The sequence below is a fragment of the Xanthomonas sp. NCPPB 2933 genome (assembly GCF_056725225.1).
On the sequence record NZ_CM161518.1, the window covers coordinates 3,059,012 to 3,081,598 of the forward strand.

The following is a 22,587-nucleotide window of genomic DNA, read 5'->3' on the forward strand; positions in this document are numbered from 1 at the left end:
AGAGACTAACCGGCGCGCGTGGTGCCGGGCAGCTCGTCCATCTCGAACAGCTTGCCGGGATTCAGCAAAAGATGAGGATCGAGCACATGTTTGATGCCGCGCATCAAGGCGATTTCCGCCGCAGAGCGCGTGCTCCACAGGTACGCCTTCTTGACCAACCCAATCCCGTGTTCGGCAGAAATACTGCCACTAAAACGCTGCAAGGCCTGCGCCAGCAGCTTGGTGACGTGGTCGCAGGCAGCAACGAAATCGGCCTGCGTCATGTCATCCGGCTTGAGCACATTGATGTGCAGATTGCCGTCGCCGATATGGCCGAACCACACCACATCGAAATGCGGATAGGCGTCGTGCAACAACGCCTGTGTTTCGGCCATAAACGCCGGCATTGCCGAGATGCGCACCGACACATCGTTTTTATAGGGCGTGTAGCGCGCCAATGCTTCGGTAATGCCTTCGCGCAGCCGCCACAGCTGCGCAGCCTGCGCATCGCTCTGGCTGATCACGCCATCGCTGACCCAGCCCTGCTCCATGCAGGTCTCGAACGCGGCCATCGCGGCGGCTTCCTGCACCTCGTCGCCGGCAGCGAATTCGGTGACCACGTAATAGGGGTGGACTTCCGCAAATGGCGCCTGTGCGCCATGCGCCAGCACGTGTTCCAGCGCGCGGTCGGTGAAGAATTCGAACGCTTCCAGACGCAGCTGCGCGCGGAACGCGGCAAACACCTGCATCAATACATCGAAGGACGGCAGCGCCAGCAGCATCACGTTGCTCGGCGGCGGCGGGTCGGTCAGCCGCAGCGTCGCTTCGACCACGATGCCGAGCGTGCCTTCGGAGCCGATCATCAGATGGCGGAAGTCGTAGCCGCTGGAATTTTTCACCAGCGCATTGTTGAGCTCGAGCACTTCGCCCGCGCCGGTGACCACCTTCAAGCCGGCCACCCATTCGCGCGTATTGCCGTAGCGAATCACCCGGATGCCGCCGGCATTGGTAGCGATATTGCCGCCGATCGAACACGACCCACGCGCAGCGAAATCCACCGGGTAGACCAGCCCATGCTCGCGTGCGGCATTGTGCACCGCTTCCAGCGGCATGCCGGCCTGCACGGTGAGCGTGCGGTCCACCGCGTTGAACTCCAGCGGCTTGTTCAGACGCTCCAGGCTCAGCACCAGCTCGCCGTTGGCCGCCACCGCGCCGCCGGACAACCCAGTGCGCCCGCCCGACGGCACCACTGCCACGCCTTGCGCATTTGCCCAGCGCACCACGGCCTGCACTTCGTCCACTGAACCGGGCAAGGCGATCGCGAGCGGGTTGGGCGTCCAGCGCCGCGTCCAGTCGCGGCCGTAATGCTCCAGGTCGGCTGGCTCAGTCTTCAAACGCAACGCGGGCACGGCCTGTTGCAACGAAAGGATGCGGGGATCGGTCATGGCACGCGGCGCTGCGGTAGGAACCGCACAGCCTGCCAGTGTGCGCCAGCCTCGTCCAGCAGCCGCACGTACTGACGCTGCAGTGTTGGATTCAGCTGAAACCGTTGCACCGCAAGGACTTTGCCTGCGCAAACACTGCGTTGCGGCCGCCAAATCCGGCACCCCATCTGGCATAGTTGCCGACCCGATTGCTGCAGTACGCCCCTCATGTCGCCGAAGAGAACCTCGTTTCCCAAGCAGGACATTCGCGTCCTGTTGCTGGAAGGCATCAGCCAGACCGCCGTGGATGTGCTGCGCGCCGCCGGTTATTCGCAGATCGAACTGCATGCCAAGTCGTTGCCGGAAGACGAACTCAAGGCGCGCATCGCCGAGGCGCACATCGTCGGCATCCGCTCGCGCACGCAATTGAGTGCCGAGGTGCTGGCGCATGCCAAGCGCTTGATCGCCATTGGCTGCTTCTGCATCGGCACCAACCAGGTCGACCTGGACGCAGCCGAACTGGCCGGCATCCCGGTGTTCAACGCGCCCTACTCCAATACCCGCAGCGTGGCCGAGCTGGTCATTGCCGAGGCGATCCTTTTGATGCGCGGCATCCCGCAGAAGAACGCCGAATGCCATCGCGGCGGCTGGTCCAAGTCGGCCGCCGGCAGCCACGAAACACGCGGCAAGGTGCTGGGCATCGTCGGTTACGGGCATATCGGCACGCAGGTCGGCGTGCTGGCCGAATCCTTGGGTATGCAGGTGATCTTCCACGATATCGAAACCAAGCTGTCGCTGGGCAACGCACGTGCGGCGATCGATCTGAACGACCTGCTGGCGCGCTCGGACGTGGTGACCTTGCACGTGCCGGAGACGCCGTCCACCAAGGACATGATCGGCGCAGCAGAAATTGCCCGCATGAAGCATGGCGCGCATCTGATCAACGCCTCGCGCGGCACCGTCATCGACATCGGCGCACTGGATGCGGCGCTGACCTCCGGCCAGATCGGTGGAGCGGCGGTGGACGTGTTCCCGATCGAGCCCAAGGGCAACGGCGATGCGTTCGAATCGCCATTGATCGCCCACGACAACGTCATTCTGACCCCGCACGTGGGCGGCAGCACGCTGGAAGCGCAGGACAATATCGGTGTCGAAGTGGCTGCCAAACTGGTGCGCTACAGCGACAATGGCAGCACCTTGTCGGCAGTGAATTTCCCCGAAGTCACCCTGCCCGAGCATCCCGACAGCCTGCGTTTGCTGCACATCCATCGCAACGTGCCGGGCGTGCTGTCCAAGATCAACGAACTGTTCTCGCGCCATAACGTCAACATCGACGGCCAGTTCCTGCGCACCGACGCCAAGGTGGGTTACGTGGTGATCGATGTCAGCGCCAGCGAGGCGCAGGCTACTGCGTTGAAAGAAGGATTGGCGTTGATCGAAGGGACGTTGCGGACGCGGATTTTGTATTGAGCTGATCCCTTCTCCCGCCGGGACATTGGCCCCTTTACGGGGCGAAGGTGGCCCGAAGGGCCGGATGAGGGTACGGATGACTCGAGAACTCTAGCCGCCCGTACCCTCACCCCAACCCCTCTCCCGACGGGAGAGGGGCTTCAAGCAACGCGCCATTAAGTCACTTAAGACTTTCCAAGGTCATGACAAGAAATTGCCGAGGCAGCAGCGTGGCCGGGGATTGGCGGAAAGCGGCACATGGATGTGCCGCGGCGGCGAGTCAGACAGGATGTCTGACCGAGCCGAGCAGCCGATCCCCGGCCGCGCTGCTGCCCCTCATCGAAGCCAGCAATTGACGAGCAGTGCTCCCAAAGGGAGAGGGGCTTCACGCAACGCCCCATTAACTCACTCAAGACCTTCAAAGGTCATGGCAACGACTTGCCGAGGCAGCGGCGTGGCTGGGGATTGGCGGAAAGCGGCACACGGATGTGCTGCGGCGGCGAGTCAGACAGGATGTCTGACCGAGCCGAGCAGCCGATCCCCTGCCGCGCTGCTGCAGCTCACCGAAGCAAGTTAAGTAACAAGCCCGGGCCCGCGCTTGCGGCGCGGGCACTCCCAGCAAGCCGCTTAACTCGCGCGCGCCACCCACTTCTCCGCCATGCGCCGCATCGACGGATCCAGCTCCGGCTCGGCAAGCAGCTCTGCGATCGGCCGCCACGCCAACGCCAGCGACTCTTCGCTGACCTCGAACGCCTCGTCCGCCCCAGCCACTACCACATAGCGCGCGTCGTAGTGCCAATGCCCGGCTACCTCGCCCCTTGCAGGAATCCAGTGCCGGTCCAGGTCGAAGATTGCCGGCTCGGCCAGGCGCAGCCCGCTCAATCCAGACTCCTCCTGCGCCTCGCGCAAAGCGACCTGCGCCAGATCGCGGTCGCCGTCGGCGTGTCCGCCCAGTTGCAGCCAACGCTGCAGCTTGCGGTGATGGGTCAGCAACGTGCGCGTGCCATCGGCGCTGACCACCCACGCAGAACCGGTGAAATGACCTTCGACACGCTCGCGCACGAATGGATTACTGGCATCGTCCAGCAGTTGCGCGAACTGCTCGGCCAACTCGGCTTCGTCCGGCCAGCGTGCGCGGTAGGCAGCCAATTGCTGTTGCAGCGTCGCATCCACCATCTGTCGTTCTCGGTCGCCCGTTGCGGGCCAGGCGACCATTATCGTCGTTCATGCTGCGTACGTGCTTGTCGTGAGCGTGTAGCTTTGGCAAGGTAGGCCGCTTGCCTGTCCCACCGGGATGCGGCGCACCACCTTCGTCCGGGCGCCTGCGCCTTAGCTTTACCACTTAGGGATGTACCGAATGCTGAAGTCTTTGTTGAGGGTCAAACCGATCGAACCCGCCGGACGTGTCGATGCGGGCGAACCGGTCGAAGGCAGCCTGCAAGGCGAGGCCACGCTGCAACGCACCCTCACCGCCAAGCACCTGATCATGCTCGGCATCGGCGCGGTGATCGGCGCCGGCATCTTCGTGCTGACCGGCCAGGCCGCTGCCAACCACGCAGGACCGGCGGTGATGCTGTCGTTCGTGTTTGCCGGCATCGCCTGCGCGTTCGCCGGCCTGTGCTACGCGGAGTTTGCCGCGATGATGCCGGTGTCCGGCAGCGCCTATTCGTATTCATACGCCACGCTCGGCGAGGGCATCGCCTGGTTCATCGGCTGGTGCCTGGTACTGGAATACCTGTTCGCCGGCTCCAGCGTCGCCGTCGGTTGGTCCGCCTACCTGATCAGCTTTTTGACCGGCACGCTCGGATTACCGTTCCCGGCGGAACTGGCCGGTGCGCCATTGGCCTGGGACGGCCACAACTTCGTCAGCTCCGGCAACCTCATCAATCTGCCGGCCGTGCTGATCGTGGCTGCGGTGAGCATGCTGTGCTACGTCGGCGTTACCCAGTCGGCGTTCGCCAATGCAATCGTGGTGGCGATCAAGGTGGTGGTGATCTGCCTGTTCGTCGGCTTCGGCATTTCGTATATCGACCCGGCCAACTGGCACCCCTTCATCCCGGAAAACACCGGGCCGGGCAAGTTCGGCTGGGACGGGGTATTCCGTGCGGCGTCCATCGTGTTCTTCTCTTACATCGGTTTCGACGCGGTCTCTACCTCCGCCGGCGAGACCAAGGATCCGCAGAAGAACATGCCGATCGGCATCCTGGTGTCGCTGGCGGTCTGCACCGTCATCTACATCATTGTCTGTGCCGTGTTGACCGGCCTGCTGCCCTACACCCAGCTTGGCACCGCCAAGCCGGTGGCCACCGCACTGGAAGCGCACCCGCAACTGACCTGGCTCAAGACCGCAGTGGAGATCGGTGCGATCGCCGGCCTGTCCTCGGTGGTGCTGGTGATGCTGATGGCGCAGCCGCGCATCTTCTACACCATGGCCAAGGATGGGTTGATGCCCAAACTGTTCGGCAAGGTGCATCCGAAGTTCCACACGCCCTATGTTGGTACGATCTTCGTCGGCGTGGTCGCGGCGCTGCTGGCCGGGTTGATCCCGCTCAGCGTGTTGGGCGAACTGGTGTCGATGGGCACCCTGCTCGCCTTCGCCACCGTCTGCGCCGGCGTGATGGTCTTGCGCTTCACCAAGCCCGAGCTGGAGCGCCCGTTCCGGGTGCCGTTGGCGATGGTGATCTGCCCGCTGGGCGCGCTGGCCTGCCTGTTCCTGTTCTTCCAGGCCTTCCAGGAGCACTGGAAAGTGTTCGTGGGCTGGACCGTGATCGGTCTGTTTATCTATTTCGGTTACGGCATCCGCCATAGCCGTCTGGCCCGTAGGGTGTAATTGCGAGTCACTACTGCGAGTCCCTCGCAAGAGCCCGCACATCCGTGTGCGGGGATTCAATCACGCGAGTCCCTCGCAAGAGCCCGCATATCTCGCACACGCCCGCACCGCCATGTGCAGGGATTCAACAGGAACCGCTGCATGTTCAAGCAACTCTGGGCCACCAAACACCCGCACGCCAGCCATGAGGCGGCCGACGGGCTGGGCCTGCAACGCGCGCTCGGGCCGTGGGGATTGACTGCACTGGGCATTGGCGCAGTGATCGGCGGCGGCATCTTCGTCATCACCGGCCAAGCAGCCGCCGACCATGCCGGCCCGGCGATCATGCTGTCGTTCGTGCTGGCAGCGGTGTGCTGCGCATTCTGCGCCATGGCCTACGCCGAGTTTGCCGCGATGGTGCCGGTCTCCGGCAGCGCCTACACCTATACCTACGCCACCTTCGGCGAACTGGCGGCCTGGTTTATCGGCTGGATGCTGGTGCTGGAATACGGCGTCTCCGCCTCGGCCGTGGCGGTCAGCTGGACCGGCTATTTCCTCAGCCTGCTGGAACACTTCGGGATTCATCTGCCGGCCGCCCTGGTCAGTGCGCCGCTGGACGGCAAGCTGCAGCGCACCGGTGCGATTGCCAACCTGCCCGCGGCCGGTATCGTGCTGCTGCTGACCTGGCTGTGCTACGTGGGCATCCGCAAGTCGTCGGCGATGAACATGGCGATGGTGATCCTCAAGACCGGGTTGATCCTGCTGGTGATCGGGGTGGGCTGGAAATACGTGGACACCGCCAACTGGCACCCGTTCATCCCGGCCAACGAAGGCCCGGGCAAGTACGGCATGGAAGGCGTGCTGCGTGGCGCGGCGATGGTGTTCTTCGCCTATATCGGCTTCGAGGCGGTGTCGGTGGCGGCGCAGGAATCGCATCGCCCGCAACGCGATCTGCCGATCGGCATGATCCTGTCGCTGGTCATCTGCACCGTGCTCTACATCGCGATGGCCGCGGTGATGACCGGGCTGGTGCCCTACACCTTGCTGGGTACCGACGAGCCGGTGGTGACCGCGGTAGCGGCGCATCCGCAGCTGGCCTGGTTGCGGGTGATCGTGGAAGTGGGTGCGTTGATCGGGCTGTCGTCGGTTGTGCTGGTGATGATCATCGGGCAGCCGCGCATCTTCATGATCATTGCGCGCGATGGGCTGCTGCCATCGATCTTCACCCGCATCCATCCCAAGTACCGCACCCCGCACGTCAATACCGTGATCACCGGTGTCGGTATCGCCTTGCTGGCCGCGGTATTCCCGCTGGATGTGCTGGGCGAGTTGACCTCGATGGGCACGTTGATCGCGTTTGCGGCGGTGTGCGCTGGTGTGTTGATCCTGCGCCGCACCCACCCGGAACTGCCGCGCCCGTTCCGCATGCCGGTAGCCTGGCTGATCTGCAGCGCCGGTGTGTTGAGCTGTCTGGCCCTGCTGTCGGCGATGACGCTGCACAACTGGATGCTGATGGGGGTGTGGACGCTGGTCGGGCTGGTCGTCTATTTCGGCTACGGCTATCGCCACAGCCGTCTGCGGGACGGTCGCTAATTACTTACGTGGGCTGAGAGCGGCTGACAAAACGGCTGCGCTTCGGTGTAGGGCGGAGCGGATGATTTTCGGCTTGTCTCTAGGGCCGATGATCTGGGGCTTGGCTGCGGGCCCCTGCCCACCCACCTTGGCTGCAGGGTCCTTGCCCGCCCACCATCGCGGGACACGCCGCAAGTACGTCCGTGTAGGCTCTTACGCGGCATCCATGCCGCGTAAGGTCCCGCGACGGTGAGCGGGCAAGGACCAGTCGAGATGGTCGGTATGCTTAGCTCTTCTCAAAGCGATCAGCAAACTGTCTGGTGCGGTGTCCTCACCGCTTGCGGGACCGTGTGGCGGCATGGATGCCGCCACCGAGCCTACATGGACGTACTTGCGGCGTGTCCCGCAAGCGGTGAGGGCACCGCGCCCTCGACCGACTCAGCGTTTGCGTTTGACCTGCGCGTCTGACTGCATCCAACAACTGTCAGGCGCGCGCTCTACGTTTTTGCCAGCAGCTTCTCGGTCCGGGCGTGGCAGCAACACACCCTGCTGCGCTGCACCTGGCCGTAATCGGGTGGCGCAGTAGAATAGGTCCATGAATGCGACCACTGCCCCCCTGCCCTATAGCGCCGCGCGTCTGCACGAGCTGGCGCAGTTGTTGATCGGCAACATCCGCGAGCTGGCCCAGGCCGGCTGGACGCCCGCCACCAGCAGCAATTTCTCCCACCGCCTGGACGAACAGCACGCCGCGATCACCGTGTCCGGCCGCGACAAGGGCCGCCTGGTCGAAGAAGACATCATGGTGGTGGACTTCGATGGCCTGGCGGTCGGCCGGCCGTTGCGCCCGTCTGCCGAAACGCTGCTGCACACCCAGCTGTACCGCCGGTTTCCGGAGATCGGCTGCGTGCTGCACACGCATTCGCCGGTGCAGACCATCGCCTCGCGGCTGTACGCCGGTAGCGGCGTGATCCGGCTGGAGGGCTATGAGCTGTTGAAAGCCTTCGAAGGCAACACCACCCACGAAACTGCGGTGGACGTGCCAGTGTTCGCCAATACCCAGGACATGCAGGTGCTGGCCGCGCAGGTCGAAGCACTGCTAGACAAACAGAACCTGTGGGGGTATCTCATCGAAGGACACGGCCTGTATGCCTGGGGCCGCAACATGGCCGAGGCGCGCCGTCATCTGGAGGCGTTCGAGTTCCTGCTGCATTGCGAACTCGAGCTGCTGAAACTGCGCGGCACGCGCTGAGTCCTCGCCACCTCCCCTACACCTTGTGAGCCAGATCGCCATGAGCCGACTTCGCATCTTCAACGATTCCGACCCCAACCTGGCGCAGTTCGATAGCCGCGACGGCGAGCAGATCGCCGCCGAGCTGAGCAAGATCGGCGTGACCTTCGAGCGCTGGCAGGCCACGCAGCCGATCGAGCCGGGCGCCACACCCGAACAGGTCATGGCCGCCTATCGCGAGGATATCGAGCGGCTGAGCGCCGAGCGCGGCTTGAAGACCGTAGATGTGGTCAGCATCGCACCGGACAATCCCAAGCGCGAAGAAATGCGCGCCAAATTTCTGGATGAGCACTTCCACAAGGAAGACGAGGTGCGCTTCTTCGTCGCCGGCTCGGGCCAGTTCACACTGCACGTGGACGACAAGGTCTACGAGATCGAATGCGTCAAGGACGACCTGATCGCCGTGCCCGACAGCACCCTGCACTGGTTCGACATGGGGCCGGAGCCGCACTTCGTGGCGATCCGCTTCTTCACCGAGCCCGATGGCTGGGTCGGCCACTTCACCGGTACCGAAATCGCCCAACAATTCCCCCGCTACGCCCCCGAGAAACCTCACAAGGCCAGCTGACGATGACACGACCGCAAGCGATCCTCACCGATATCGAAGGCACCACCAGCAGCATCTCGTTCGTCAAGGACGTGTTGTTTCCGTATGCGCGCCGCGCCATGCCGGCCTATGTGCAAGAGCACGGCAGTCACCCGCAGGTGCGCCACTGGCTCAACCAGGTGGCCGATGAAATCGGCGAGGACGTGCCCGACGAGGTCCTGGTCAGCACGCTGCAGACCTGGATCGACGAAGACCGCAAGCACACCGCACTCAAGGCCTTGCAGGGGCTGATCTGGGGCGATGGCTACAAGACCGCCGACTTCACTGCGCACATCTATGCCGACGCGGCAATCCAGCTGCAGGCCTGGCATGCGGCCGGCATTCCGCTGTATGTGTATTCGTCCGGCTCGGTGCCAGCGCAGAAGCTGTTCTTCGCGCATAGCGATGCGGGCGACCTGAGCGGGCTGGTCAGCGACTGGTTCGATACCGAAGTCGGCCCCAAGCGCGAGACCGCCAGCTATCGGCGTATTGCCGAACGCATCGGGGTGCCGCCTGGCGAGATCCTGTTTTTGTCGGACGTGATCGAAGAGCTCGATGCCGCCAAACGTGCCGGCATGCGCACCGCGTTGCTGGACCGTCTGGAGGACTACCCCACCCCGCGCTCGGCCGAGGATGTCGGTAGCCATCAGCGCGTGGAGAGCTTTTCCCAGCTGGTGCTGTAAGCGCTCGACAAACCGGCTGGGCGCATTGGCATGTGAGTGCAGTCGGTGTTCGATGCGGCATGTATCGCGCGCATCTGGCATGCGCAGGCTGCGGCCTTGGGCGCGCCGTCCAAATCCATAGGACGACCGCCGGCTTGGTTTTGTTAGCAGGGTTATGCCAGCGGATGATGCCGATGAAGTATCGGCGACGCATGCACCTGGAGCGGCTAACAACACTGTCAGGTGGGCGCGAAGGGCGTGGAGGAACCGAAGTGTACAAGTGGTACATGCCGATTCCGAGCACCGATCGCGCCCGCCTGGCGGCTGCGCAGTAGTTTGCTAGCCACTCTTAAAGGCCCGCTCTACAAAACGTGTTCCGCAAGACCTGTTCTTCAAGACGTGCTTGAAATGGATCAGTGAACGTCGTGCAACGTCGCGGTCTGCGTTGCGATCACTGCGCCCAGGCGCTCCACCCGTTTCTCTCAGACCTCGGCGTTTTTCATGTCGCTGCATTTCACCATCGGACCGAACGCCTTGCTGCGGCGCCTGTCGCTGTTGATCGTCATTGTGACCTTGATGGCCGGCTGCCATCCGGATGCAGGTGCCACGTTGCCGAGCCAATCTGCGACGAGCCAGGCTGCGGCAACTCAGGACGAGGTCGATGCAGTCGACCTAGCCGCACTTGCGCAGGCATTGAAAGCGTTGCAGCCGCAGCGCCCCGGCGTCACCGATCTGTATGTGGTCGGCTTCGCCGGCGATGCCAGCGACGATGTGTTCCGCAACGAGACGCTGTACCTCAAGCAGCTGTTCGAGCAGCGCTTCGATGCGCGCGGCCGCGTGGTCACGTTGGTCAACAACCCGGACAATCTGGGCGAGCAGCCATACGCACCGCTGGCAACCTACGACAACCTCTACGACACACTCGCCGCAGTCGGCAAGCGCATGGATCGCAAGGAAGACGCGCTGCTGCTGTTCGTCACCACCCATGGCACCGAAGACCACGCGCTCTACGTGCAGGTGGACGAAAACGAAGAGGATTTCATCAGCCCGCAGGACCTGCGCAAGGCGCTGGACGATGCCGGCATCGGCAATCGCATCATCGTGTTGTCGGCCTGCTATTCGGGTGGTTTCATCCCGGCACTGCGCTCGCCGGACACGCTGATCCTCACCGCCGCGCGTGCCGACCGGCCCTCGTTCGGCTGCGGCAATACCTCCAACGCGACCTACTTCGGCCAGGCCTGGCTGATCGATGCGATGAACCAGCGCGATGACCCGTTGGCTGCGTTCGATGTAGCCAAGGCCGCCATCACTGCGCGCGAGAAACAGGACGGCGAACTGCCCTCACTGCCGCAGCAATCGCTCGGCAGACGCATCGCGCCGGTGCTGGCACGCTGGCGTGCAGGGCTGCACGCAGGGCCGGCGGTTGCCTATCCGTATCCGCCGCTGGAGGTTGCGCCGGAAACCGAGCAGGACGTCGATCCGAATGCCGACTCCGAGGCTGAGTCAGCGGACAGCCCGACGAAAACCAAGCTGCCGACGGTCTCCACCACTGCGCGCAAACCGTCGCCTGTACCTGCACCGTCGACACCCTGACAGCTGCAACGCACTGAGACTAATTCTCATTTCGTCAGCGCTTGCGCGGCCTCGCTACACTCGCGCAGCCAGCCAGCACACGCCAGCCAGCATCGATCCCCGCCAGCGCGCCATCGCCTGCCAGCCCGGATCCCAACACGCCTCCCTTGTGGAGGCGTTTGTGTTTCTGGCGATAGGGTTGATGCGTCGCATCCAACGCAAACGTTCCGACCAATAAATGCCGTAGGAGCGCATTTATGCGCGATGGGCTACACACCAAGAACCCACGCACGACGCACGCCTCTCCATCAAGGATCGGCACGCTGCAAGCGATACACCGTGTTTGCGCTGTACTCACCAGTCGGCAACGCAGCGCGCACTTCAACGGTGTGCTCGCCAACCTCCAGCGTGGTCGGCAACGCGCCACGCCATAGATGCGTGGACGGTGTGGCCTCTGGCGAGCGGTCGTAACCGCGCAATTGCTCGGCCGCATCGTCGCGCACGTTCTCGGCCAGCAAGCGTGGGTCGGCACGCTCCACCCGCTTCATCGGCTGCCATGCGCCATTGTCGATACGCATCTGAACAACGGTATCGTCCTGCCCCATGAACACATTGGCGTAGATGCCCCACGCCGCATACGCGCCCTGGCGCAGCACCTTGGGCGCATGCAACAGCAGTTGCGCGTCGTCGGCCGCGCGCGCGGCGTGATACGCCAGTGTGTAGTCGCCGCTGGGCGCCACCTGCAGCACCGCATAACCGTTCGGCGTGCCGTCGCTCATCGTGGCGGTGGGAATGCCGTCGGCATCCTTGGCGCCCGACCAGAACGCACCGCAGGCCGCGCCGACGTTGTATTCGTGCAGCGGCTTGGCGCCCTGCCACCCTTCGTCGGCGCCGTGATCGACCTGCCGCTGGGTATGGCTGTGCCCGCTGAGCACCAGTACATGCGGAAACTCCTTCAACAGCGCGAACAGGCGACTGCGATCGGCATGCCGGAAGGTTTCCTGTCCTGGCGCTGCATCGAACAATGGAATATGCATGCCCAGCACCAGCAGGCGCTCGCGCGGCAACTGCGCAAGATACGCCTGCAGAAACACGAACTGATCTTCGCGCAGTCCGCCGACATACGCCGGCTTAGCGCCGGGCGTATATATCACATCGTCCAGAAATACGAAGCTGGCGTTGGCCTCTTCCACCGCATAGGTGTCCGGGCCGTACACCGCACGCCAGCTATCCAGCGAATGCGCATCGTCGCCGGCATCGACGTTGAGATCGTGATTGCCCGGCACATGGAACCATGGCACGCCCAACTGGGTGGTGACCTTGTTCAAGGCCGGATACAGGCTCAGATCGTCGCTGACGATATCGCCCAGCGTGGTGCCGAGCAGGGCCGAGGTCTTGCCGACGATCGGCGCCACGATGTCGCGCTGGTAGTAACCCACGTCAACGAGGCTGGCGGTCTGGCTGTCGGCGAACACCAGCATCTGGAAGCCATCGGCGGCAGCACTTGCGCGCGGGGTCAGTGCGAAATCCCAGTTGCGCGTATTGCGCCCGGTGGCGGCAATGCCTGGGTACTTGCGCTTGGCCGACCCCTTGGGCGCGTAGTGACGCCAGAAACCCGGCAGTCCGTCGGCGGTTGGCACAAAGCTGCGATCGCCCGGCTTGATCACGAACACCGTCTGCCCGTCGCGCACCGGCAAGCGGTAGCGGCCTTGCGCATCGGTACGCACCAGCTGCTCGCCGTTGGAAACGGTCACACCGGCGATGCCCGGCTCATCCGCGCTGCGTCCGGCCCGCCCGTCGCGCTCTTCATAGACGATGCCATCGACAACCGCATCGCGCGCGTATGCGCTTCCCGCGAGCAATCCCAGGGCCAACAGAGCGATACGAAGCTGCATGCGTTTTCCCGCGAAAAGATCAGCGGAAATTGTACCTGTGGTGGCGAGGCGCACGCCGCGGTTTGAAGGCCGAAAGACATACGACACATCCTCGTAGGAGCGCCCTTGGGCGCGATGGGCGTTATCGATGAAGCCCCATCGCGCCCGAGGGCGCTCCTACACAAGCGCGCTATTTGTGCCGCGACTCCAGCAACGCCACCGCATCGCCCAGGCCCAGGCCGCGCGCGCGCAGCAGCACGATCAGGTGATACAGCAGATCGGCCGATTCGCCCAGCAACTCGGCATCGCCCTGCACCACGCCGGCCAGTGCGGTTTCAACGCCCTCTTCGCCCACCTTCTGCGCGATGCGTCGGATGCCCTGCTCGAACAGTTTGGTGGTGTAGCTGCCGTGCGGGCGCTCGTGTTCGCGCGCGGCGATCAAGGCATCCAGACTGCCGAGGAACTGGCCTGGCGCATTCGGGAAACAGCTGGTGCGGCCGAGATGGCAGGTTGGCCCATGCGGCCGCGCCTGCACCAGCAGCGTATCGGCATCGCAATCAGTCTCGATCGACACCACGCGCAAGACATTGCCCGAGCTCTCGCCCTTGGTCCACAAACGCTGCTTGCTGCGGCTGAAGAAGGTGACTTCGCCACGTTGCTGGGTGACCGCCAGCGCTTCGGCATTCATGTAGCCCAGCATCAGCACGCGCAGGTTGTCGGCGTCCTGCACGACCACCGGCAGCAAGCCGTCGCCCTTGCTCCAGTCCAGCGCGGCGAGCGCGTCGCCCGCTGCCGTCTCGTTGTCGTTACTGCCCATCACGTACCTCGATCTGTTGCGCGCGCAGGAATTGCTTGAGTTCCGGGATCGGAATCGCGCCGCTATGAAACACGCTCGCCGCCAGGGCGCCATCGACATCGGCCTGGTCGAATACATCGGCAAAATGCTGCATCTCACCCGCACCGCCTGAGGCGATCAACGGCACGTGGCACAGCGCACGCACCTGACGCAGCTGCGCGATGTCATAGCCACGCCGCACGCCATCGTTGTCCATGCAGTTGAGCACGATCTCGCCGGCACCCAGACGCTGCGCTTCGGCCACCCAATCCAGGGTGCGCATCGGCAAGGCCTGCGTCTTGCTCGGATCGCCGGTGTAGCGGCGCACGCGCCACTGCCCATCGTCCTCGCGGATCGAATCGACACCGACCACCACGCATTGCACGCCAAAGGCATCGGCCAGCTCGGAGATCAACTGCGGCCTGCCAAGTGCCGGCGAGTTGATCGAGATCTTGTCGGCACCGGCATGCAGCACCGCGCGCGCGGTGTCCACATCGCGGATGCCACCGGCCACGCAGAACGGAATATCGATCAGCCGCGCGACCCGCTCGACCCAGGTGTAATCGACCGAGCGTCCCTCCGGGCTGGCACCGATATCGTAGAACACCAGCTCGTCGGCACCTTGCGCGCGATAACGCAATGCCAGCTCGACGATGTCGCCCATGTCGATGTGGTCGCGGAACTTGACGCCCTTGACCACGCGCCCGTCGCGCACGTCCAGGCAGGGAATGATGCGGCGACTCAGCATGCCAGTGCCTCCTTCAACGCCAGATGCCCTTCCAGCAAGGCCTTGCCGAGCACGATGCCGGCGCAGCCTGCGGCCTTGGCGGCAGCCACATCGGCCAGATTGCGCGCACCGCCGGAAACCTGCACCTGCAGTTGCGGCGCCAGCGTGCGCAGGTGTGCGTACAGGTCCATGTTCGGGCCGGACAGCATGCCGTCGCGGGCGATATCGGTACACAACAGATGCTGCAGACCGGCTTGCGCGTAACGCACGGCCAGTTGGTCCAGCGTGGCCTCGGCCGCTTCGGTCCAGCCATGCACCGGCAATTGCCAGACGCCGTGCGCGTCTTGCCTGGTATCCAGCGCGAAGGTCAAGCGATCGGCACCGAATTCCTGCAGCCAGCCGATGACGGTCTCGCTCTCGCGCACGGCCAACGAACCGACCACCACGCGTGCGGCGCCGGCATCAAGGATGCGCGCTACATCCTCGCGTGAACGCACACCGCCGCCGGTCTGCACCTGCAGGCCCGTCTGGCGCACGATCTCGCCGAGTGTCGCGGCCAAGGTGTAGCCGCCCGCCTTCGCCGCATCCAGATCGACCAGATGCATCCACTGCGCGCCAGTATCGGCAAACGCCTGCGCGCGCGGCAGCACATCGTCGCCGTACTGGGTTTCGCGCGCGTAATCGCCTTGCAGCAAACGCACCACGTGGCCGTTGCGGATATCCAGCGCGGGGTAAACGGTGAAACTCATGGGAAGCTCATCTCAAGGAAATTGCGCAGGATGCGTGCACCGGTTTCGGCCGAACGCTCGGGATGGAACTGCGCGCCGCAGCGCAGGCCTTGCTGCACCACCGCGGTAAACAAGCCACCGTGATCGCAGGCGGCCACGGTATCGGCCGTCACCGGTGCGGCGTAACCGTGCACGAAATAGGCACTGGCACGCTCCGGCAGACCCGCCAGCAACGCGGATTCGCGCATCGGCACCAGCTGATTCCAGCCCATATGCGGCACCCGAATGCCCAGCGCAGGCGTCATGTGCCGCACGATACCCGGCAACAGCCCGAGGCAATCGACATCGCCTTCTTCGGAATGTTCGAACAGCAATTGCATCCCCAAGCAGATGCCGATCAGCGGCACCTGCAGTTGTCGCAAAGGTTCGATCAAGCCCTGCGCGCGCAAGCGCGACATCGCTTCGGGTGCGGCGCCAACACCGGGCAGGATGACGCGCTGTGCGCCCTGCAACCCTTCGGGATCACGTACCACGCGCGCTTCCACGCCCAGCCGCTCCAACGCATAGCGCACCGAGCCCAGATTGGCGCCGCCGGCATCGATCAGCGCAAGGTCGGTCATAGCGCACCCTTGGTCGATGGCAATGCGGTACCTTCGCGGCGGATCGCCTGACGCAGCGCACGCGCCAGCGCCTTGAAGCAGGCTTCGACCTTGTGGTGATCGTTCTCGCCGCGCACGCTCAGGTGCAGATTCAAACCGGACGCATCGCAGATCGAACGGAAAAAATGCGGTACCAGTTCGGTGGGCATGTCGCCTACGCGTTCGCGCTTGAAATCGCCTTCGAACACGAAGTACGGCCGGCCACTGAAATCCAGCGCGGCGCTGGCGATGGTTTCGTCCATCGGCAACGTGAAGCCATGTTGCGCGGTGTCGCCGACAACACGCCACGGGCTGTCTTCAGGATCGAAGCCGTAACGGCCGATGCCGCGCTTATCGCCCAGCGCTTCGCGCAAGGCCTGGCCCAGCGCAAGACCGGTGTCTTCGATGGTGTGGTGCTCATCGATATGCAGATCGCCTTCGGCGCGGATGTCCAGCGCAAAGCCGCCGTGTTTGCCGATCTGTTCCAGCATGTGATCGAAGAACGGCAGGCCGGTGGCGGTGTGCGGTTCGGCCACGCGATCCAGATCCAGCTCGACGCGGATCCTGGTTTCCTTGGTATTGCGCTGGACTACCGCGCGCCGTGGCGCATCGGCGAGCTCGTGTGCGATGCCAGGCCAGTCCCACTCGCCACCGAACTCGTCGGTGCGCAGCTGGAAACCGCGGATATTGAGGTTCTGCGCGAATTGGATGTCGGTGATGCGGTCGCCCACCATCGCCGAGCGTGCCCAGTCGATATTGCGATCCTGCAGATACGGCACCATCAGGCCGACGCCGGGCTTGCGCGTGGGCGCGTTGTCGGCGGGCCAGCTGCAATCGATCAACACTTCGCGGAACACGATGCCCTGGCTGGCGAAGATCTGCAGCATCAGGTTGTTGGGGCCATCGAACGATGCGCGCGGATAGCTTTCGCTGCCCAGGCCGTCCTGATTGCTGACGATGACGAACTGGTAGCCGGCATCGCGCAACTTGAGCATCGCCGGAATCACGTTGTCGACGAAGCGCAGTTTTTCGTAGGCGTCGATCTGGTAATCGGCCGGCTCGGTGATCAGCGTACCGTCGCGGTCGACGAAAAGAATCGGGGTCATGCGGCGGCCTCCTGCTTGCGTTGTAGCGCACTCAGCACGCGTTCGTTTTGTTCGTGCGTGCCCAGGGTGATGCGCAGTGCATCGAACAGCTGCGGCACCGCGCGTTGGTCGCGCACCACCACACCGGCCTCCAGCAATGCCTGGAACGCCGCTTCGGCATCGTCGAAGCGCACCAGCAGGAAGTTGCCTTGCGAGGGATACACCTGACGCACACCGGCCAGTTGTTCAAGCGCCTTGTGCACGCGTGTGCGCTCGCTGCGCACCTCCGCAATGCGCCGACGGGTGACTTCCAGCGCCGGCGCGGACAAGGCCTGCTCGGCCATCGCCGCGCACGGGGTCGGCACCGGGTACGGCGCCTGGCAGCGCCGCAGCAAGGCGATCAATTCGGCGTTGGCGATCAGGCTGCCGATGCGTGCCGCCGCCAGCGCATGCGCCTTGGACAGCGTGCGCAACACGGCCAGATTGTCGTAGCGCGCAAGTAGACTCACTGCCGATGGCACATCGGAGAATTCGCCATAGGCTTCATCGACAACCACCAGCGCTTTGCCCTGCAATGCCTGCAAAGCGGTTTCGATCTCGTCCAACGGAATCGCCGAGCCGGCCGGGTTGGACGGCGAACACAGGAACACCAACTTGGCACGCGCGGCCAACGCTGCTTCGACAATCACCGGGATGTCCGCGTGGAAACCCTCAGGCCCATCCACCAGCGGCACTTCGACCAACGGCGCGTTCTGCAAGCGCGCGCACACCGCGTACATGCCGAACACCGGCGGGGTCACCACCACCGCATCGCGCTCGGGCACGCACAGTCCGCGCACCAGCAGATCGATCGCCTCGTCGCTGCCGCGGCCGATCAACAGTTGCTCGGGCGCGCAGCCGTACAGCGTCGCCAGCGCGCTGCGCAAACCCTTGGGTTGCGGATCCGGATAGCGCCGCGTGCTGGCGCCCGGGTCGGCTGGATTTCCCCACGCCGACTCGTTGGCGTTGAGCCACACATCGCCCTGCAAGGCGCTGGTGCGTGCCGACGAGTAGCCGGCAAAGGCGCGCAGGTCCTCTCGCACAAGATCCAGAATCGATGTGGTACTCATGCTGCCACTCCCATCCGCAATGCCACTGCATTGGCGTGCGCATCCAGGCCTTCGGCACGCGCCAGAATCAATGCGCATTCGCCGATGCCGTCGATGCCGGCCTTGCTGGCGGCCTGCACGCTGACCATGTTCTGGAAGCTGGCCACGCTCACGCCGCTATAGGCGCGTGCCGCGCCGCTGGTCGGCAATACGTGGTTGGTGCCGCTGCAGTAATCGCCCAGCGCTTCGGGCGTGTAATCGCCTAAAAACACCGAGCCGGCCGCTTCGACCTGGCTCAGCCAGGTACGCGGTTCGCGCAGTGCAAGAATCAGGTGTTCTGGCGCATAGCGATTGCTGATCGTAAACGCCTCGTCCAGCGTGGTCACCTTGATCAGGCGCGATTGCGCCAGAGCCTGCCGCGCGATCTCTGCGCGCGAAAGTTGCGCCAGCTGAACTTCCAGCTGCGCCTCTACAGCTGCGATCAACGCATCGCTGTCAGACAGCAGCAACACCTGCGAATCCGGGCCGTGTTCGGCCTGCGACAACAGATCCGCCGCGACAAAGGCCGGCTGCGCACCGGCATCGGCGATCACCAGCACTTCCGACGGGCCTGCAGGCATGTCGATCGCCGCCGCACCGGACTGCGCCACCTGCTGCTTGGCTTCGGTAACGAAGCTGTTGCCCGGGCCGAACAACTTGTCGCAACTCGGCACCGATTCGGTGCCATACGCCATCGCCGCAATTGCCTGCGCACCGCCGAGCTTGAACACACGGCGCACGCCGGTGAGCTGCGCGGCGACCAGCACCGCGGGATCCACGCTGCCGTCCTTGCGCGGCGGCGTGCACAGCACCACCTCACGGCAACCGGCCAGGCGCGCCGGCACGCCGAGCATCAGGGCGGTCGACGGCAACGGCGCGCTTCCGGCCGGCACATATAAGCCGACCCGGCCGATCGGCCGCACGATCTTTTCGCACACCACGCCCGGCGCGGTTTCCACCGCATAGCCTGCGCTCATGCCGGCGCGGTGAAAGGTGTCGATCCGTGCCACCGCGTCCTGCATGGCCTGACGCAGTTCCGGGGCCACCGCCGCTTCGGCTGCGGCGAATTCGGCCTCGCTCACGGCGAAGCTCTCCAGCGACACGCCATCGAAGCGCGCAGTGATGGCGCGCAATGCGACATCGCCGCGGGCGCGCACATCGCCAATCAACGCAGCGACCGCATCGCGTGTCTGCGTGGCCACGGTCTGCACCGGGCGGGTCAATGCCTGGCTGCGTGCAGCGGCATCGAGTTGGGACCAATCGAGAATGTTCATGCCAGCGAGCGCTCCACTGTCAACACCATCAGACCTTGCGCACCGGCGCGTTCGAGTTCTTCCAAGCGTTGCCAGGTCACCGCGCCATGACACATGGTCTGCAACCGCAGGACGCCGTTTCCATCGTCTGGCAACTGCACCAGTGGGTCGGCGTCGGGCAGCAGGCGGCGCAACGCATCCACGTTGTCCTGTTCGGCGCGGAACATCAGCAGCTTGCTGTCGCGCAGCTTGAGCACGCCGTCCATGCGCCGCAGCAGCATCGCCAACAAGGCGGCACGTGCATCGGCCGGTTCGCGCACGGCGCCGGCCAGCACCGCTTCGCTTTCCATGACCAGTTCGACCGGCTTGAGCTGGTTGGCGGCCAGGGTGGCGCCGCTGGAAACCAGATCGCAGATCAGATCGGCAGTGCCCAGACGCGGGGCGATTTCCACCGAGCCGGACAATTCCACCACCGCCGCGTCGATGCCCTGGCGCTCCAGCCAGTCGGCCAGGATCGCCGGGTAGCTGGTGGCGATGCGCTTGCCGGCCAGTTGCGCCACACCCTGCCAGTCCCACTCCTCCGGCACCGCGAGCATCAATCGGCACTGGCCGAAACCGACCCCGCGCACCGCGTGATACGCGGCCGGCAAGCCGTTGCGGCGGCGCTCGGATGCCTGCTCCTCGAGCTCGTTCTGGCCGACGATGCCCAGGTCGCAGACGCCATCGGCGATCAGGCCGGGGATGTCGTCGTCGCGCACCAGCAGCAGGTCCACCGGCAGCGATTCGCCATAGCAGAACAATTTGTCGCGGCTCTGCCGCCAGCTCAGCCCGCAGGCGGCCAGCAGGCTGCGCGCCGGTTCGGCCAGACGGCCGCTCTTCTGGATGGCGATACGCAACCGGTCACGTGCCGGTGCTGCCGTGGAAGCACTCATCTTGTTCTCTCAGTGGGATTCGTCAGGGCGCGCCGATTGCTCGCGCAGGGCCGTGGCATAGCCGCCGGCACCGTGTTCCAGGGTGCGTGCAACGCGCCCGATGGTGGTCACGCTGACCTGGGTCAGCTCGTGAATCTCGCGATACGGCACGCCCTTGATCAACAACGGCACCACCCGCCAGCGGTCGGACATGGCCTCCAGCTCGGCAGGCGTGCACAGATCGCGCAGAAAGGCCTCCACCGCGCCGGGCTCCTTCAGGCACGCCAGGGCATCGGCCAGCATCTTGAGGGAGGCAGCGACATCGGCACTTTCGCGGGGAGCGGGTCGTTGTTTCATTGCGTTAATGTAATAGCGTGTTAGTACGTTAACGCAATCAGGGTCCGTAGGACAAGCGCTGCAGTCCGAAGCGTTCAGCGAAGTAGCGGACCCTGCTGCGGATCAGAAACGAAAAACCCACCGACAGCGAGGTGTCAGTGGGTTTGTTTCCGCATCGGTACCCTGGGGCGCCGCCTACGCTGTACCACCCTGGCTGCATTCCCTATCTAGCCGGCCAGCGCCTCAATCGGCCTTGACGCCACCAGCCACCAGCATCGCCTTGGCCTGCTCCAGCTCCACCAGCAAGGTGCTGGCCAGCTCATCGCGGGCGACGTCGAACTGCTGCTCGCGCACCAGGTCCTTGACCGCCACCACCCCGCGCGCCAGTTCGTCGTCGCCGGCGAGCACCACGAAGCGGATGCCCGCGCGTGCGGCGTACTGGAACTGCTTGCCGATCTTCTTCGGCTCCATTTGCACTTCGGTGTTGATGCCGCCGATACGTAGCCGGCGCGCGATATCCAGCGCGTCGCCCAGGCGCGATTCGTCCATCAACGCCACCATCGCGTGCACGCTGCTTTCGGCGATGCCCTGGATCAGGCCGGCCTCGCGCAGCTGCCAGAACAGCCGGGTCAGGCCGATCGAAATGCCGACGCCGGGCAATTTGGACTTGGTGTAGTGGCTGGCCAGGCTCTCGTAGCGGCCGCCCGAGCAGATCGAACCGATCTGCGGGTGGTCGGTCAGCGTGGTCTCGTAGACGGTGCCGGTGTAGTAATCCAGCCCACGCGCGATCGAGAAGTTCAGGCAGTACGCGCTCTCGGGCACGCCCAGCGCCTTGACCAGTTCCAGCACCTCGCGCAATTCGGCAATGCCCTCGCCCAGGGTCGCACTCGCGCCGACCGAAGCCTCAAGCGCCTGCAACTGCGCCAGCGCATCGGCATGTCCGTTCGAGCGCACCGCCACGAAGGCCAGGATCTTGTCGACCTGTTCTGCAGCAATGCCGAAGCCCTCGCCCACCAGCGTATCGCGCACGTAATCGGCGCCGCGCTTGTCGATCTTGTCGACCTCGCGCAGCACCGCCAGCTGCAGCTCGCCCTCGGCCACGCCCAGGCTTTCGAAGAAACCGCGCAGCAGCTTGCGATTATTCAACTGCACCTTGAACTCGCCAATGCCCAGCTCGGCGAACACCGCGTGGATCACCGCCAGCACCTCGGCGTCGTAACGGATGCTCAGCGCATCCTTGCCGATCACGTCGATGTCGCACTGGTAGAACTCGCGGAAACGCCCGCGCTGGGCACGCTCGCCGCGGTACACGCGCTGCATCTGATAGCGACGGAACGGGAAGCTCAACTCGTGCTCGTGCTCGGCCACATAGCGCGCCAGCGGCACGGTGAGGTCGAAGCGCAACGCCAGCTCCGGCAGGCCGCCACTCTCGGCGCCCTCGTCGGCGGCGGCAGCCGCATTGGCCAGCGCGCCGGTGGACTGCACGAAGTACACCTGGCGCTCGGTCTCGCCGCCGGATTTGGTCAACAGCACGTCGGAGAGCTCGAACACCGGGGTTTCGACCGGTAGGAACCCGAACCGCTCGTAATTGCGGCGGATGACGTCCAGCATGCGCTGGAACGCGATCTGCTCGCGCGGCAGCAATTCCATGATGCCGGGCGGCGTACGGGGCTTGATCACGAGCGAAACTCCTGCAGGGCAATGTGGCGAACGCGCAATTCTACCGGCTGGC

General features: G+C 64.6%; 20 protein-coding genes and 1 other RNA gene. 7 read left to right on the forward strand and 14 right to left on the reverse strand.

Translation table 11 applies throughout. The features are described from left to right. Positions 1–5 precede the first annotated feature (5 nt). Complete coding sequence (locus AC1PLU_RS12425; protein WP_481093124.1) at positions 6–1,424, reverse strand: FAD-binding oxidoreductase; 1,419 nt, start codon at positions 1,422–1,424, stop codon at positions 6–8. A gap of 207 nt (positions 1,425–1,631) precedes the next feature. Between AC1PLU_RS12425 and serA the strand changes: the two genes are divergently transcribed. Further along, complete coding sequence (serA, locus tag AC1PLU_RS12430; protein WP_481106376.1) at positions 1,632–2,873, forward strand: phosphoglycerate dehydrogenase; 1,242 nt, start codon at positions 1,632–1,634, stop codon at positions 2,871–2,873. Between the two features lie 606 nt (positions 2,874–3,479). Here the strand turns inward: serA and AC1PLU_RS12435 are convergent. Further along, positions 3,480–4,067 (reverse strand): NUDIX hydrolase, encoded by a 588-nt coding sequence (locus AC1PLU_RS12435; RefSeq protein WP_317062802.1) that lies wholly within the window; start codon positions 4,065–4,067, stop codon positions 3,480–3,482. Positions 4,068–4,209: 142 nt separating this feature from the next. Here AC1PLU_RS12435 and AC1PLU_RS12440 point away from each other — a divergent pair, with 142 nt between their 5' ends. From AC1PLU_RS12440 to mtnC, 5 genes are all read left to right on the forward strand, one after another. Continuing rightward, positions 4,210–5,682, forward strand: coding sequence for an amino acid permease (locus AC1PLU_RS12440; protein WP_481106377.1), 1,473 nt, complete (start codon positions 4,210–4,212; stop codon positions 5,680–5,682). A 141-nt stretch (positions 5,683–5,823) separates the two neighbouring features. Then, positions 5,824–7,254, forward strand: a complete 1,431-nt coding sequence (locus AC1PLU_RS12445) for an amino acid permease (RefSeq protein ID WP_104549461.1) — start codon at positions 5,824–5,826, stop codon at positions 7,252–7,254. A gap of 574 nt (positions 7,255–7,828) precedes the next feature. Further along, positions 7,829–8,482 carry a methylthioribulose 1-phosphate dehydratase gene (locus tag AC1PLU_RS12450; RefSeq protein WP_023903823.1) on the forward strand — a complete coding sequence of 218 codons (654 nt, stop codon included), beginning with the start codon at positions 7,829–7,831 and terminating at the stop codon, positions 8,480–8,482. A 40-nt stretch (positions 8,483–8,522) separates the two neighbouring features. Then, positions 8,523–9,089, forward strand: a complete 567-nt coding sequence (locus AC1PLU_RS12455; RefSeq protein ID WP_043889181.1) for a 1,2-dihydroxy-3-keto-5-methylthiopentene dioxygenase — start codon at positions 8,523–8,525, stop codon at positions 9,087–9,089. A 2-nt stretch (positions 9,090–9,091) separates the two neighbouring features. Further along, entirely contained in the window at positions 9,092–9,790 is a 699-nt protein-coding gene (gene mtnC, locus AC1PLU_RS12460) for an acireductone synthase (protein WP_176341832.1), read from the forward strand. 204 nt (positions 9,791–9,994) lie between these two features. Here mtnC and AC1PLU_RS12465 read toward each other — a convergent pair. Beyond that, a non-coding RNA gene (locus tag AC1PLU_RS12465) (sX9 sRNA) lies at positions 9,995–10,058 on the reverse strand. A gap of 212 nt (positions 10,059–10,270) precedes the next feature. Here AC1PLU_RS12465 and AC1PLU_RS12470 point away from each other — a divergent pair. Continuing rightward, positions 10,271–11,362: a C13 family peptidase gene (locus tag AC1PLU_RS12470; protein ID WP_481106378.1), complete on the forward strand. Its 1,092-nt coding sequence runs from the start codon at positions 10,271–10,273 to the stop codon at positions 11,360–11,362. Positions 11,363–11,649: 287 nt separating this feature from the next. On the opposite strand, the gene AC1PLU_RS12475 is transcribed toward AC1PLU_RS12470, so the two are convergent. The 11 genes from AC1PLU_RS12475 to hisS form a co-directional block, all read right to left on the reverse strand. Next, the gene (locus AC1PLU_RS12475; protein WP_481106379.1) at positions 11,650–13,236 is read right to left on the reverse strand and encodes a calcineurin-like phosphoesterase C-terminal domain-containing protein; all 1,587 of its coding nucleotides are present in this window, start codon (positions 13,234–13,236) and stop codon (positions 11,650–11,652) included. Positions 13,237–13,405: 169 nt separating this feature from the next. Next, positions 13,406–14,032 (reverse strand): bifunctional phosphoribosyl-AMP cyclohydrolase/phosphoribosyl-ATP diphosphatase HisIE, encoded by a 627-nt coding sequence (hisIE, locus tag AC1PLU_RS12480; RefSeq protein ID WP_481106380.1) that lies wholly within the window; start codon positions 14,030–14,032, stop codon positions 13,406–13,408. Continuing rightward, the gene (gene hisF / locus AC1PLU_RS12485) at positions 14,022–14,798 is read right to left on the reverse strand and encodes an imidazole glycerol phosphate synthase subunit HisF (protein ID WP_023903818.1); all 777 of its coding nucleotides are present in this window, start codon (positions 14,796–14,798) and stop codon (positions 14,022–14,024) included. Before hisF ends, hisIE begins: the two co-directional genes overlap by 11 nt. Beyond that, positions 14,792–15,526 carry a 1-(5-phosphoribosyl)-5-[(5-phosphoribosylamino)methylideneamino]imidazole-4-carboxamide isomerase gene (gene hisA, locus AC1PLU_RS12490; protein ID WP_481106381.1) on the reverse strand — a complete coding sequence of 245 codons (735 nt, stop codon included), beginning with the start codon at positions 15,524–15,526 and terminating at the stop codon, positions 14,792–14,794. Before hisA ends, hisF begins: the two co-directional genes overlap by 7 nt. Continuing rightward, positions 15,523–16,125 (reverse strand): imidazole glycerol phosphate synthase subunit HisH, encoded by a 603-nt coding sequence (hisH, locus tag AC1PLU_RS12495; protein WP_205391613.1) that lies wholly within the window; start codon positions 16,123–16,125, stop codon positions 15,523–15,525. The genes hisA and hisH overlap by 4 nt, the downstream gene beginning before the upstream one ends. Further along, the gene (gene hisB, locus AC1PLU_RS12500; protein WP_481106382.1) at positions 16,122–17,249 is read right to left on the reverse strand and encodes a bifunctional histidinol-phosphatase/imidazoleglycerol-phosphate dehydratase HisB; all 1,128 of its coding nucleotides are present in this window, start codon (positions 17,247–17,249) and stop codon (positions 16,122–16,124) included. Before hisB ends, hisH begins: the two co-directional genes overlap by 4 nt. Then, positions 17,246–18,337, reverse strand: a complete 1,092-nt coding sequence (gene hisC, locus AC1PLU_RS12505; RefSeq protein ID WP_481106383.1) for a histidinol-phosphate transaminase — start codon at positions 18,335–18,337, stop codon at positions 17,246–17,248. The genes hisB and hisC overlap by 4 nt, the downstream gene beginning before the upstream one ends. Further along, entirely contained in the window at positions 18,334–19,629 is a 1,296-nt protein-coding gene (gene hisD, locus AC1PLU_RS12510; protein WP_481106384.1) for a histidinol dehydrogenase, read from the reverse strand. The genes hisC and hisD overlap by 4 nt, the downstream gene beginning before the upstream one ends. After that, positions 19,626–20,540, reverse strand: coding sequence for an ATP phosphoribosyltransferase (gene hisG, locus AC1PLU_RS12515; protein WP_023903812.1), 915 nt, complete (start codon positions 20,538–20,540; stop codon positions 19,626–19,628). The genes hisD and hisG overlap by 4 nt, the downstream gene beginning before the upstream one ends. 9 nt (positions 20,541–20,549) lie before the next feature. Continuing rightward, positions 20,550–20,876 carry a YerC/YecD family TrpR-related protein gene (locus AC1PLU_RS12520; RefSeq protein WP_168959725.1) on the reverse strand — a complete coding sequence of 109 codons (327 nt, stop codon included), beginning with the start codon at positions 20,874–20,876 and terminating at the stop codon, positions 20,550–20,552. A gap of 222 nt (positions 20,877–21,098) precedes the next feature. Further along, entirely contained in the window at positions 21,099–22,535 is a 1,437-nt protein-coding gene (gene hisS, locus AC1PLU_RS12525; RefSeq protein ID WP_481106385.1) for a histidine--tRNA ligase, read from the reverse strand. Positions 22,536–22,587 lie beyond the last annotated feature (52 nt).